Origin of the sequence: Paenibacillus sp. JCM 10914, assembly GCF_001315105.1 — a bacterium.
Classification (GTDB): Bacteria; Bacillota; Bacilli; order Paenibacillales; family Paenibacillaceae; genus Paenibacillus_AQ.
This window is the reverse complement of sequence record NZ_BAZR01000021.1, coordinates 83,535-97,116: the sequence shown is the minus strand read 5'-3', so window position 1 is coordinate 97,116 and position 13,582 is coordinate 83,535. Positions and strand designations below refer to the sequence as shown.

General features: G+C 47.0%; 8 protein-coding genes, 2 pseudogenes and 2 riboswitches. Of the genes and pseudogenes, 5 read left to right on the top strand and 5 right to left on the bottom strand.

What is annotated here, in order from left to right:
* The coding region (locus JCM10914_RS20000) for a low specificity L-threonine aldolase (protein ID WP_081739850.1) at positions 1-772 on the bottom strand (772 nt) is incomplete at its 3' end.
* Between the two features lie 336 nt (positions 773-1,108).
* Here JCM10914_RS20000 and JCM10914_RS19995 point away from each other — a divergent pair.
* Positions 1,109-2,034, top strand: a pseudogene (locus JCM10914_RS19995) (cation diffusion facilitator family transporter).
* A 396-nt stretch (positions 2,035-2,430) separates the two neighbouring features.
* Here JCM10914_RS19995 and JCM10914_RS19985 read toward each other — a convergent pair.
* Positions 2,431-4,224: an ABC transporter substrate-binding protein gene (locus JCM10914_RS19985; RefSeq protein ID WP_023964025.1), complete on the bottom strand. Its 1,794-nt coding sequence runs from the start codon at positions 4,222-4,224 to the stop codon at positions 2,431-2,433.
* Positions 4,225-4,446: 222 nt separating this feature from the next.
* Here JCM10914_RS19985 and JCM10914_RS19980 point away from each other — a divergent pair, with 222 nt between their 5' ends.
* The 4 genes and pseudogenes from JCM10914_RS19980 (at position 4,447) to JCM10914_RS19965 (ending at position 8,577) form a co-directional block, all read left to right on the top strand.
* Positions 4,447-6,042, top strand: coding sequence for a spore germination protein (locus tag JCM10914_RS19980; RefSeq protein WP_023964024.1), 1,596 nt, complete (start codon positions 4,447-4,449; stop codon positions 6,040-6,042).
* Positions 5,969-7,164, top strand: a pseudogene (locus JCM10914_RS19975) (endospore germination permease). Before JCM10914_RS19980 ends, JCM10914_RS19975 begins: the two are co-directional and overlap by 74 nt.
* Entirely contained in the window at positions 7,136-8,362 is a 1,227-nt protein-coding gene (locus JCM10914_RS19970; protein WP_023964022.1) for a Ger(x)C family spore germination protein, read from the top strand. The pseudogene JCM10914_RS19975 and the gene JCM10914_RS19970 overlap by 29 nt, the downstream one beginning before the upstream one ends.
* Positions 8,363-8,385: 23 nt before the next feature.
* A complete protein-coding gene (locus JCM10914_RS19965) occupies positions 8,386-8,577 on the top strand; it encodes a CLC_0170 family protein (protein ID WP_370570268.1) in 192 nt (63 codons plus the stop codon).
* Between the two features lie 71 nt (positions 8,578-8,648).
* On the opposite strand, the gene JCM10914_RS19960 is transcribed toward JCM10914_RS19965, so the two are convergent.
* The 3 genes from JCM10914_RS19960 to gcvH all read right to left on the bottom strand — a co-directional run bounded on the left by JCM10914_RS19960 (position 8,649) and on the right by gcvH (position 12,929).
* Positions 8,649-9,926: a histidine--tRNA ligase gene (locus tag JCM10914_RS19960; RefSeq protein WP_023964020.1), complete on the bottom strand. Its 1,278-nt coding sequence runs from the start codon at positions 9,924-9,926 to the stop codon at positions 8,649-8,651.
* Positions 9,927-10,180: 254 nt separating this feature from the next.
* On the bottom strand, positions 10,181-12,247 hold the full coding sequence (locus JCM10914_RS19955; RefSeq protein WP_023964019.1) for a catalase: 2,067 nt from the start codon (positions 12,245-12,247) through the stop codon (positions 10,181-10,183).
* A 292-nt stretch (positions 12,248-12,539) separates the two neighbouring features.
* Positions 12,540-12,929 (bottom strand): glycine cleavage system protein GcvH, encoded by a 390-nt coding sequence (gene gcvH, locus JCM10914_RS19950; RefSeq protein ID WP_023964018.1) that lies wholly within the window; start codon positions 12,927-12,929, stop codon positions 12,540-12,542.
* Between the two features lie 180 nt (positions 12,930-13,109).
* Positions 13,110-13,233: riboswitch (glycine riboswitch) on the bottom strand.
* 184 nt (positions 13,234-13,417) lie between these two features.
* A riboswitch (glycine riboswitch) is annotated at positions 13,418-13,518 on the top strand.
* Positions 13,519-13,582 lie beyond the last annotated feature (64 nt).

Here is a 13,582-nt window from a genome sequence, read left to right as displayed (position 1 = left end):
TTTCTATCTCAAAGTGCACATGAAACATGTTGGATACTGGAACCTCAGGCCTCGTATTGATTCCTGGACACTGATTGTACATCGCAGCTAACTCGACCGCCTCATTGTAATATCGCTCCATCTTGTCGATTCGTTGATTGTAATAATATTGGGAGCTAATAATGTAAGGATAGAGACTGATCAAATCCCCGCCATGCCGGCGCTTCCATACTTTAGACTTGGTAGTGAATTCTTTGCTACCAAGCAGCATGGCACCCGCAATGCCACCAATCCCTTTATAGAACGACACGTATACACTATCGAATAAGGAACAAATCTCGGCCGCTGATTTCTTGTAATACGGGGTGATTTCAAATAAGCGGGCACCGTCCAAATGAAGCTTGATCCCCTTCGCGCGGCAGTAAGCCGATATGGCAACAAGCTCCTCAAAAGCAGGCAACTGTCCCCCCATCTCTCGCTGAGGCAACTCCAGCAAAAGGCAGGCGATCTCTTGGTCGATGGATTGTATATCCTGCAACGTAATTAAACGGGATGAATTAGCAAGAAGAATGGGGTGAATATGGTGCAATTCCTTTAGGCCGTCTTCTTCGTGAATCTCCAAATGGCATAGTGGATGATATGCGACCTGATTGATCCCAATCTCATCACACCAGATGCGAAGCGCGATTTGCTGAGCCATTGTACCTGTAGGAAAAAATACAGCCGTCTCCATACCAAGCTCGTCCGCAATCTGACTTTGAAATTCCTCTATAACTGCACCATTGCCATACATATCGCTAAACTGTTCTCCATCGATGGAGTTGAACGACTCCAGTAATACATTTACATTCCTCCGGCTATGTCCGATTAATGGATAGGCTGTACTAGCGAAGCTTCGCCTAAAGATTGAACAGGCTTACTCATTGATATCTTCTCCTTATGTAAATGAATATTAGTTAAAAAATATTTTCGAAAGAATGGTGTACTTTAATAATCATACCCGAAGACGATCCGCTCAGAAAATATAAAATTCAATTATGAATGAGCATTTACATTGACAATTACCTATATCTGCATGTTAATATTATATATGAGCATGTGTTCATATATTAAGAAAGGTGGATCTTCCATGCATCATCACAATAAGGAAGTACGCAGTCACAATCACCAACATCACGATCATGCGCGATCCGGTAATAAAAAGGCACTGATTATCGCGTTCGTGATCACAACCGGTATTATGTTTCTTGAATTCGTTGGTGGTCTATTAACAGGCAGCCTCGCTCTGCTATCGGATGCAGGACATATGCTAAGCGATGCGAGTGCTTTGCTGCTGAGCTTGATTGCCATGTGGTTTGCAGCCAAGCCGGTCTCTGCTCGCAGAACCTTTGGATACTATCGACTGGAGATATTAGCAGCACTTATCAATGGCGTAGCTTATTCATTATTGCAGGATTTATTGTCTGGGAAGCCATTCGCCGCTTCGACGACCCTCCTACGGTCGCCAGCGGCAGCATGATGCTTATCGCAATCGTAGGATTACTTGCCAATCTAATCAGCGCCTGGTTCCTGATGCGGACAGGGGATGTTAAGGATAATATGAATATGCGCAGTGCGTACCTTCATGTCATAGGAGACGCCCTCGGTTCGGTAGGAGCTATTCTGGCAGGCATCATCATGATGCTCTTCGGATGGTACATCGCAGATCCGATCATCTCCATCCTTGTAGCGGTTCTTATTCTTCGAAGCGCTTGGAGAATTATCCAGAACACGGTACACATATTGATGGAAGGCGCGCCTGGGCACATGGATACCGATTCCGTTAAGCAATCGTTGCTTGCCATCGACGGTGTTAAGAGCATTCATGATGTGCATATTTGGACGATTACCTCAAGCTTTGAATCCTTTACCTGCCACCTCGTGGTGACTGACACTGCGAATAGCTATACCGTGCTGCAGCAAGCCATCCATAAGCTTGAAGAGGAGTTCGGTCTATCGCATGTGACGATACAGGTAGAGAATGAATCCATTATGCATAAGAAAATTCATGTATAACGTGAATAAAGGGGAAATCAAAGTACGCAGGTTTACACTTTTTACAAGTTCGGTGGGACCTCATAATGAAATGAGCAAGATATATCACATGAACTCAAGTGAAATCCGAGTATCTTGTTCAGGAGGTCCTCATGGACAGCAACAACATGTATATTATGGAGAAATTAATAGAATTTCAATTAGCTGAATGGAGGCGACTCGAAGATAGGAAATTACTAGCTCATACTTCATGGGAAAGATTCCAAGAGGTCCATAAAGCCGAGCGTGTCCCCTTAAAAGTTCGTATGAAAGATGTCTTTCACGCGTTATCGGGCAATCGGAGATCCAGAGGGGACTAATCAGGTTCATCAAAATACCAGAGCAGCCAGCGATATCATCGCGGCTGCTCTGCTGTGTTTAATCCCGCCATATTTGCCTAAAGTCCAGCCACCCCAAATCGTTGAGCATTACGCCCCGATAGGAGGTATGCGAATAGACGTAGGATTTCGAATGGGTCAAGAAATGGATTTCTACTTCCTGGAGCAGCTTTTTTTCTATGTTAGCCAAGATGTCAAGACGTTCCATACCAGTTGTGGATGCGAGTGTATCATCGATACATGTGATTATCCAATCATGGAGTTCTCGTTCTGTCAGTTCTTTGCCGAAACTTCCTTCTTGCTCATAATGTTCGATCAGACACACTTCTTCCCCTGGTAACACTAGCGCATACAAGATACAGTCCATCTCTCTCATCACGTCAAGACGAAGTATCTGCTCCATCTTCTCTTCGCGAAGAATGATCGGAATACCGATGCTGGCACACTGCTTCTGAATCCATTCTGCATCCTTCATATGGAAAGCGGTACACCCCATTACGATGGGCGCACCATCATAACCTGCCTCGGTTAATAACCTTTGGGCTTGTTCGGGATCAAACCTGGCTTGTTCATCGTATGCCTGATCATTCAAGAAGTATCCATGAGCTGGCGATAAACCGGGTAATTCCCATTCCTTGATCATCCCTTCTCGGTCCAGTATCAGATCAAAGGCCATTCTGAATTGAATCCATTGATGTGGCCCAGCCTTGTTCATATTCCACTTCATTATACTCGTACGGTTTGCATTGGCTGACTGAACGGTGCGAATATTATCTACTTCGCTGTTTGTGCTTGATCCATCAGGATATTGAAGCAATTGCTGCCAACTTACTTCGCAATGGGCCGCGTCCTCCGGCATAATCACGATATGAACACGATCCAGGTGCGGGCGACCTTGATAATAATGTGAATGAGCCTCTATGATCAGATGATCCCGCGTCCAATCTTTGATAAGAAAAGGTCCAGTCCCCACCGGCTTTCTCCAGTATGAATCCCCATGCCTCAAAACGAGATGCTTAGGCAATATCGACATGCTAATGGCACACAGATACCGGATGAAGATCCGGTTAGGTTTTTTTAACCTAAATTTGACGATCCGCGGGGTGACGGCTTCCACCTGTTGCAACTCACGTACGATCCACCGATTCCTCTTTCCGTGCTGGAGCCTTTCGATTGTAAACTTAACATCCTCGGCAGTTAATTCTGTACCATCGTGAAAAAAGATGCCTTTGCGTAGATAGAATACCCACTCTAAACCATCGCCACTGCTCTCCCAATGATGAGCTATGGCTGGAGTAAAACGATCGGCGGCACGGTCATAAGAAACGAGTCTATCGAAAATTTGCTGGATCATATGGGCAGAAAAGCTGTAGACGCATTCCGCAGGGTCTAAGGTATCCACGGCACGATAGATAGGGAGTCGCAAAGAATCTTCGGACTTGTTACCTCCCTCTTGGACCTCTTTGTAAAAGCCGAAATGCCCATTCATCCAACCCACAAATGAATCTTCGTTGATTATCCCATCGCCATAATCGCGCAGTAACGCAAATGCAGCTTGGTAGTCGCCTTTATCGGCCATCTGCTGAGCTGACGCATGAAGTAATATCGTTCGGTTGGCAAGAAACGACAGTCTGGAACGGTGTCCTCGGCCACGTCCTGGATTCCAGTTAATCCAGCCCTGCTCCTCCAGCTTGCGGAGTACGAGCTTGGCGTTGCGAACTGTACAGAACAAGACCCTTGCGATATCATTCAGCGTTACTTCTTGTGCTTGCTTGTCCGGGGTTTCTCCGGCAAGTGCATCATGCAATATTAAATATTGTTCGAAAAGCATCATGAGCTGCCCCTCCTTACCATTCCGCTCTGCCATATTCTACTCGATCATGAACGTCCTCGTTACGTACAGGTCGGCAAAATGCATATCTTTGACGTATGTTAAGAACGACGATCGCCGTATTTTGTATGGTTACCTCTTCACATTCGCCTCAAATGAATAATTTCCCTTGTGCTTGAGAGACTATTTGTAATTGGAATTCATGGAACAAGGAGGAACTACATTATGATCTTCAGACATCGAAGAAAACAGACGAAGCCTCCCTCTCCTCCCGTCGACCAATCACATGACAACCCAGCCAAACTTACAGGTAATCTGGAGACTGATTTGAGGATCGCTCGAACCTGGATTGGGGATAGTGACGACATCAACGTTCGCCATATACAGATCTTCGATCAATTTCACGCAGTCGTTATTTACTATACAACACTCGTAGATAACGCTTTTGTATATCAGGATGTACATAAACCGCTTATGTACCGTCCCCGTCATTTGGAACACAAGAGTATTCATATCCATAACCTTATGGATACATTAATGCATGAAACGTTATATATTAGCGAGGCTACGCACGTTACCGATGGATTGGAGGTTCTAAACGCCATTTCCGAAGGCAGCACGGTGCTTCTGATCGACGGTTTATCTGCTGGCCTCGTACTGGACACGAGGCGTATTGAACAGCGAGGCATTGAACAGCCTCAAACCGAACATTCGATCCGCGGTCCAAAAGACGGGTTTATCGAGGTCCTTGATTCGAATATCACCTTGCTGCGCACACGAATTAAAGCTGGGGATTTCCGTGTCAAAATTAAACGGATCGGCAAACGCACCAATACCCGGGTGGCCTTATGCTACATCGAAAGCATTGCAAACCCCGAACTGTTACATGAAGCCGAGAGACGCTTATCCTTAATCGATATTGACGGTATTCTGGATTCCGGTTACATCGAGCAGTTCATAGAAGATCATCCGTATTCACCCTTCCCGCAAATCCAGAACACAGAGCGTCCAGATAAAGCCACATCCGCTATATTGGATGGACGCGTTGTGATTATGGTCGACGGTTTCCCATTTACGCTGATCATTCCTGCCGTATTTAACCAGTTCTATCAGGTGACGGACGATTATTCCGAACGTTTCATCATGGGGAGTCTCGTTCGATTCATTCGACTGCTCGCCATCGTGTTCTCCTTGGTGTTCCCGGCACTCTATGTTTCCATCATATCGTTCAATCCCGAGATGATCCCCACAGACTTTGCCGTTGCCGTTGCGGGTGGACGAGCCGGCGTTCCTTTCCCCGCTGTTGTTGAGGTATTGCTGATTGAGATCTCTATGGAAGTCCTCCGAGAAGCGACACTTCGACTGCCGCAACAGATTGGCGGCGCCTTGTCCATTGTCGGAGTGCTGGTCGTGGGAGAAGCTGCAGTAGCTGCCGGCTTTGCCAGCCCTATCACCGTCGTTGTCATCGCATTGACGACCATCGGATCATTTGCGACTCCTGCATATAATGCCGCTATATCCATTCGAATGCTACGTTTCCCGATTCTCATTGCGAGCGGATTCTTCGGACTTTACGGCGTGATGCTTGGCCTGATTATCATCGTCAATCATCTGTTGTTCCTTGACTCGTTCGGCGTTCCCTATATGAATCCCATCACTCCGGTTAGCAAACAAGGGTTTAAAGATACCCTCATTCGGGGACCGATCTGGAAGTTCAAGAAACGACCGAGTTTTCTGTATACCCTAGATGACACTAGAATTGGAACGGGCGACAAGCCGACAAGTGAACCTGTTCTTCAACCATCCAAGCAAGGGGAGTGAGGTAATGCAGGGATTAGGTCATCTTTCAACACGACAAGTATCCTCCGTGATTATCAGTTCCACCATTGGTGTAGGTATACTGGCCCTACCGCGGCTTGCTTCACAACAAGCCAATACAGGGGCTCCACTCGTTACCTTCCTGGGAATCGTCATTGTGCTTTTTAGCTTGTTGCTATTAGCTCTGTTAGGCATTCGTTTTCCAGGTGAAAATATATTTGAATATGGTCAACGAATTGTTGGTCGGCCGATAGCTACCTGTTCAATATGCTCTTGATCCTATTCTTTATCGCATTAACCGCCCTCGCATTACGAGAATTCGGAGAGATCATCACTTCAGCCGTGCTTAGAAGAACACCCATTGAAATAACAATCATTCTAATGATGCTGCTGGTAGCTCAAGTCGCCAGGCAAAAGATCATGAAATTCACCTATATTCATATGTTCTACCTCCCGTTGATACTGATCCCGGGACTAACCATCGTTCTTGTATCTTTGCAAAATGCGGAACTGTTAAATCTACAGCCGATCATCGGAAATATTCCGGCACAATATAGCCGGGGGGCACTGACGATCGCTACATTATTCCAACCTGCCTTCGTCGTTACACTGCTGGTGCCACAGATGAAGACCCCTTCTAAATCCATGCTCTCCATTGTGGGAGGCATTACGATTTCAGGACTGCTCTACATCCTAATCGTAGTTGCGGCCGTGGGCGTATTTGGTCCTCGCGAATTAGACCATCTCATTTGGCCAACGCTGGAGCTAGCACGGGCAACGACAATACCAGGTGATACACTCGAACGCTTGGATGCCATCTTTATCATCGTGTGGGTGGTATCGGTGTTCACGTCACTGGCAGCCAGTTTTTATATATGCCTTCAAGGAACCCGCAAGCTGATGGGAACATCTGATCAACGGTTGATCAGCCACTTCTTTTTCCCATTCGTATTTATTCTGGCTATGATTCCGAGGAGTGTGTTTTCCATGTACACTCACGTGGAGATGATTGGCAAACTCGGATTGTTCCTCACGCTTGGATATCCGATTCTATTGTGGATTCTGGCATTAGTAAGGAAAGTAAGAGGTGAGCAACATGAACTACCTGTTTCTCAGGTACTTTAGAATCGCATTATGTATCATCCTCTTAACCCATTTAACCGGGTGTTGGGATCAGATTGAGCTAGAGGATCGAGCGCTTATTCTTGGCATCGGCATAGATGAAGCCGAACCCGATGCTGCGGAGAAAGAAGATCTGTCATCCCATCATGCTCAAGAAACCAAGGCACTGGATGATCGCATGATTCGTGTCACCGCACAAATTGCCGTCCCTGGTCGAATTCCACTAGGCCCCGGCGGCAATGATGGATCATCGGAGGGCAAAAATGAGCCTGTCTGGGTTGTAAGTGTCGTTGGACATACCCTCCACGATGCACTTAGTAATTTGCAGCAAGAGATTGCCGATCCCCGCTCATTAATTCACCTGCGTGTCATCGTAGTCAATGAGAAGATCGCCCGCAGGGGACTTGACGATCTCAACGATTATCTGCGCCGAAACCAGGAGGTACGCAGATCCACCTGGTTGTTGGTTACGGATAACATAGCAGCTGATTTAATGAATGTCGCACCACCATTGGAGCGGGTCCCCACCTTGTATTTACTGGCCATGCTGGAGAAAGCGCAAGGCATGGGCAAATTCCCGAAGAATTCCCTCTCTAATTTTTGGAACAGCGAGTCTAAGATGGGTCAGAACGCATTTCTCCCTTATGTATCGATCCGGCAACAGGACAACATTCTCATCGGTGGACTCGCCTATTTCAACTCCAGTAAGTTAGTTGGAACGACCACACCGTTTGAGATTGGAGCCTATATGGCGGCTAACGGAATTAACCCTGGAGGTTACAGTGCCCTGTATAACGTTCCTGGAATTGGCTTTGTTACGATACGTACAACCGCACGTGAATCCAACATCGAGGTTAAGATCCAGAATGGGCGGCCACATGCTACGATCAGTATTAATGTTCAAGCAGAGTTGGCGGAGAAATACAGCCCCGCGCGCGAGATGGATGACCAAGAAGAACTCGATCTGGCAGAACAGGAATTTAATCGTGTAGCCAAAAGTGTTTTGTCCGGATTGATTAAGAAGACGCAACAGGGAAAATCCGATATTTTCGGATTCGGCGAAATCGTTCGGGCACATCAACGCCAATTCTGGCACGAACATATCCATAAGAAGAGTGACTGGGAAAATCTTTACAGCGACATGACTTACACCATACACATGAACACAGATATCCGCAGAGTAGGAATGAAAATTGATTAGGGGGATGAATTCAAGTGGTGTCCATGTTCGACTCAGCAGGTTATGCCGGATTTGTATTGCTCGGTTCGGGTCTCATGTTATTGATCTTGGATCGACAACATTACAAAACGGTGAAGATGAAGAAAGAGCAAAGGCTGTCCATTGGATTAGGTATAACCTTGCTCGTGCTCTCGGTCGCGGCATTCTTGGCTGATTTCACTATATTTCGCGCATGACTTGGTTAGCTGTTACAGTGTCAGGAACGAACAGGATCCCACCCGCCGAATATAGGGTGGAATCCTGCGCACTATTCCTTTATTTTCAGTCTCCATATACAATCCTGCACAGTAACGATCTCCTCCCGATTGCGTTTCAAATCCTTTAGTCTGACCTGTCCAAGAGCAGCTTCTTCTTCACCGATCAGGACGAGGTAAGGTATGCCTTCTGCAGCCAGGGAAGCGATTGATTTTTTCAGTTTACGTCCTCTTGTATCCAGTCTTGTGCGAATGCCTTCGTTTCGCAGCAATGCCGAGACTTTTAAACTATCCGCGATGGCACCTCCAATAGGAATAACCACTACATCAGGTCTGCAGTTCTCTAATTCGCGTTCGCGAATCATCGCCATAATCGACTCCATTCCAAAAGACAATCCGACGGTCGGGTAGTTTATTTCTTCCCGGTCCACGAGTTGGCCGATGATCTTATCATACCTCCCGCCACCGCCCAGGCTCGAGCGAAATTGACCAGATGCATCAAATATCTCATATACCGTGCCAGTGTAGAAGGATAAGCCTCGAGACAAGAAAGGGTCGAACCGACATATATCTCCAATCTCTAAGGCTGAAACATATTGTTGCAGCGATAACACTTCTTTAGTTCCAGTGCCATTCCGCAGGATCGGGTTCTCCACCATCTGTTCAAAGGTCGGATTTTCCTCCACCCAGCGTAAGATGGACCGGCTAACGGCTGAATCCAATCCTTTGCTCAAGAGTTCTTTTGCAACTTCGTCTTTTCCGATCTTATCCATCTTATCGAGGGTTAGCATAACCGTTAGCTTTTTGTCTTCCGGAACCCCCATAGCCTCGAGGATTTCACCAAGAAACTGGCGGTTGTTCCATCGTATCACGATTGGAATATCGAGTCTGCGGAAGCCTTCAATGGCAAGCTGCATCAATTCAGCCTCTGCCTCTGGCCCTTGTATACCTACAACATCGACGTCGCATTGCAGAAATTCACGTAACCTGCCGCGCTTTACCGGTCCATCACGGAATACCTTTCCTATCTCATACCGCCTGAAAGGCAAGGTAATACCCGGATTCAGCGCCATAACTTTGGCGAACGGAATGGTAAGATCATACCTCAATCCGAGACTGCGTTTCCCTTGATCTGTGAGTTGGTACATTTCTTTCAGTATTTCCTCTCCGCCCGCATATTTGGAGGCTAGCAGCTCCAACTCATTCAGGGATGCCGATTCCATCTCATCATAATCATACGCCTCAAATACCTCGCGTAATGTACTTTGTACAAACCGTCTTACCCTTTGTTCTTTACCAAAATAATCATAGGTTCCTTTTACGTTCTGCATGGGTGATCATTCCTTTCCATTTCATATGAGTGATAACAAAAAAATGCGCCGGACCCCTTGGTCCCGCGCATTGGTATGCTGCAGGGAGGCTAGCGCAAACAGCGTTAGCCTCCCTGATATATATCAGGTGTGCTAACGCTGATCGTGATGATGAAGTTGAACGAATCGCATGCGGTTCATGTGGGTAATCCCCTTCATAATGAATATTGTAGGTGATTATACATGAACCTTTCTTAAAACTCAAGCTCCATTCATCATGATACGGTGCGCGTCCAATGGCGATGGGCAGCGATGGCATCAATGAACGAGTGTGCGAAAGTCTTCATATCTCCACCTTCCTTAACAACCACGATCCCCTCTCCATTAGCCGCCGGCAGTAGATTCGCTCCTTCGCCGATGGCTCCGATCGGTTTGAGGTGCTGATACGCCTCCTTGATGAAATCTACCGTTTTGGGTTCGGATTTCAATTCGGAGATACTGGATGAACCCCCAACAATCAGAACGGCATCGAACAAGACGGAATCGGCACCCAGCAAGGCATGTTTCACTTCCGATTCTCCACTTGATTCGCCACGAATCATGCCAAGTTTCACACTGACAATCTCAACGGTTAAGTCAGCTTGCTTTAACTGTTCGATTATTATCGGTAATTCATCCGTGTAGCCGTTTGCCGCGATGACAGCAACTTTACGTGTAGCTGTGCTTTTGATGGTGTTCATCATGCTGAGAGCTGGCGAGGATTCAGTTGAAGCAGAGCCTGCCGATTGCGGCGGGATCGTACCGATGCCATCGGAGATACGCTTAGCCAGTTCCGAGTTCACGTTGGCGAACATATCCACTACTTGCTGCCGGATTTCTTTTCGCTCCAGCTTGCCGAGCTCGAATTGAAATGCCGCTACGATATGCTGCTGCTCGACCTCCGACATGCTGTTCCAGAACATCGCAGCTTGACTGTAATGGTCCTTGAAGCTGTCACTGCGGGCACGCACCTTACGTCCTTCCACCTTCTCCGTATAATGCTCATATCCACCCTGTTCTCGCGGTACTGGCTTAGGCGTATTGCCAGCAATGCCGTTCTTGTGGTAACTCACCGGACCTTTATTAATCGTCATGCGGTGGATGCCATCACGCTGATTGTTATGCACGGGCGATACCGAACGATTAATCGGAATCTCATGAAAGTTCGGACCACCGAGTCGTGACAACTGCGTATCTGTGTAAGAGAACAGACGACCTTGCAGCAGCGGATCGTTCGTAAAATCAATTCCCGGTACGACATGTCCGGGATGAAAGGCAATCTGTTCGGTTTCCGCGAAGAAATTGTCCGTATTCCGATTCAGCGTCATTTTACCGATGATTTTGACCGGGATCATCTCTTCTGGCCACACCTTTGTCGGGTCGAGAATATCAAAGTCGAAGTTGAACTCCTCATCCTCTGCAATCATCTGCACGCCGAATTCATACTCCGGGTAATTTCCAGATTCGATTGCATCCCATAGATCCCGGCGATTAAAGTCCGGATCCTTACCTGCCAGCTTCTGCGTCTCATCCCATACGAGCGAATGCACCCCGAGGACCGGCTTCCAGTGAAACTTGATGAAGTGCGCCTTCCCTTCATCATTCACGAAGCGGAACGTATGAACACCGAACCCCTCCATCATGCGGAAGCTGCGCGGCAGCGAGCGATCCGACATCGCCCACATGACCATATGAGCCGTCTCGGTATTATTCACTACAAAATCCCAAAACGTATCATGAGCGGACTGGGCTTGCGGAATCTCGTTATGTGGCTCCGGCTTGACCGCATGAATGAAGTCCGGGAATTTCATCGCATCTTGGATGAAGAAGACTGGCATGTTGTTGCCCACCAGATCGTAATTTCCTTCTTCGGTATAAAATTTCGCAGCGAATCCACGCACGTCGCGTACGGTATCCGCCGATCCCCTGGATCCAGCCACCGTGGAGAATCGTACAAATACCGGTGTTTGTATCGAGGGGTCTTGCAGAAACGCTGCGCTTGTATATTCTTTCATCGATTCATAGACTTGAAAATATCCATGCGCTCCGAATCCACGAGCGTGCACGATCCGCTCCGGGATCCGTTCATGGTCGAAATGCGTCATTTTCTCGCGGAAATGAAAATCCTCCATCAATGTGGGTCCACGTTCACCCGCTTTAAGAGAGAACTCGTCCTCCGACACTTTCAATCCTTGATTCGTTGTCATATGTGTTCCGTCATTGTCTACTGTGAACTGTTCCAGCTGCTGGTCTTTGCTCGTCTTATTCTTCTTGTTGTTCGGATTTGCATTTGATTTGTCCATGGTTGGAACCTCCTGATATGTAGTAGTAGATGACATGGCTGGCTCGCGACAACAGAACTATCTGGCGAACCCGAGACATATTTACCCGACAGCTTGGAAAGCGAATCCAAATCCCTGTATCGTTCATCAAATACTCATAAAAATCGGAGTAAAAAAGAACAAAGATCCCAAAGTACGAGCTTTTTATGTGACAGAGTCATCATCTTTAGCACAAAAAAATAGCTGCACCCGTAACTTGGTTACGTAGCGCAGCTAAAAAAGTCTTACCTTATCAAGCGATAATCATATTCTCTTAATCCACCTTCGCCCGATAGGCATCCGCGGTAAGCAGCTTCCCGAGCGCTTCCTGCAGATCGCCTTCCACCTCAACCTCAATGATCCATCCGCCTTCATACGGTTCACCGTTCACAAGTTCCGGTTGATCTTCCAGTGACTGATTCACTTTGGTAATTGTACCAGAGACCGGGGAGTACAGCTCAGATACCGTTTTGACGGACTCAATCGTTCCGATGCTGTCTCCCGCGGATACGGTTGCACCGGTCTCAGGCAATTCAACGAATACGATATCGCCCAGCTGGCACTGTGCATGATCGGAAATACCGACGCGCACTACATTTCCTTCCACTTGCAAAGCCCATTCATGATCGTCGCTGTACACCAAATTCTCTCTGATTTCGCTCATTTACGGATACTCCTCTTTTCTGAAATGAAATGAATTGAAAGGTGACCATTATATAAAAAAGGACACGAAAAAAGGCCTTCGCCTTCTCTCTGTCCTCGGTACCTGAGAGTTTGTAAATGACCGTATCCGCATACAGTCGTTCATTTCCCCTTGGGTGGCTATGCGCACTCTCCAGAGTTGCGTCAAATGGCGGTACGTTTACCTGAGAGATTACTCGTTATCCCGGCAGGAAATAACGGCTTGCTCCTTCGGTGCCGCCCATTCCTAAATCTTAGTTACTGGCGGTCTCTCCCATCCATTGTCATCCGCATATACAGTTGAACTTATTCTCACAAAATATAAATCAGAGAAAGGTTAGTGTCAAGATATCTGACAAAAAAATTAGCATATCAGCGAAATCGTTGAAATAAAGGTTGACACTTTATGGAGAAACCCGTTTATAATGATCATAAGGAAGATCGTTACAATTGAATAATAAGACATAGCGGATGATGGTAGCGGGAGAGATTACCGCCGAGATTGACAGGTAACGCCGAAGGAGTAAGCCTTTCAAGGTGAATCTCTCAGGCAAAAGGACCTTTACCGGACGCACCTCTGGAGAGCATTCTACGATTAGAATCACCCACGGGGAAACTCACGCACATACTTAACGT

What these genes read in the sequence shown, in the direction of transcription:
- gcvH (WP_023964018.1), bottom strand. Translation starts at nt 12,929, where the DNA reads ATGAGCGAAATCAGAGAGAATTTGGTGTACAGCGACGATCATGAATGG.
- JCM10914_RS19960 (WP_023964020.1), bottom strand. Translation starts at nt 9,926, where the DNA reads ATGCAGAACGTAAAAGGAACCTATGATTATTTTGGTAAAGAACAAAGG.
- JCM10914_RS19965 (WP_370570268.1), top strand. Translation starts at nt 8,386, where the DNA reads ATGTTCGACTCAGCAGGTTATGCCGGATTTGTATTGCTCGGTTCGGGT.
- JCM10914_RS19955 (WP_023964019.1), bottom strand. Translation starts at nt 12,247, where the DNA reads ATGGACAAATCAAATGCAAATCCGAACAACAAGAAGAATAAGACGAGC.
- JCM10914_RS19985 (WP_023964025.1), bottom strand. Translation starts at nt 4,224, where the DNA reads ATGATGCTTTTCGAACAATATTTAATATTGCATGATGCACTTGCCGGA.
- JCM10914_RS19970 (WP_023964022.1), top strand. Translation starts at nt 7,136, where the DNA reads ATGAACTACCTGTTTCTCAGGTACTTTAGAATCGCATTATGTATCATC.
- JCM10914_RS19980 (WP_023964024.1), top strand. Translation starts at nt 4,447, where the DNA reads ATGATCTTCAGACATCGAAGAAAACAGACGAAGCCTCCCTCTCCTCCC.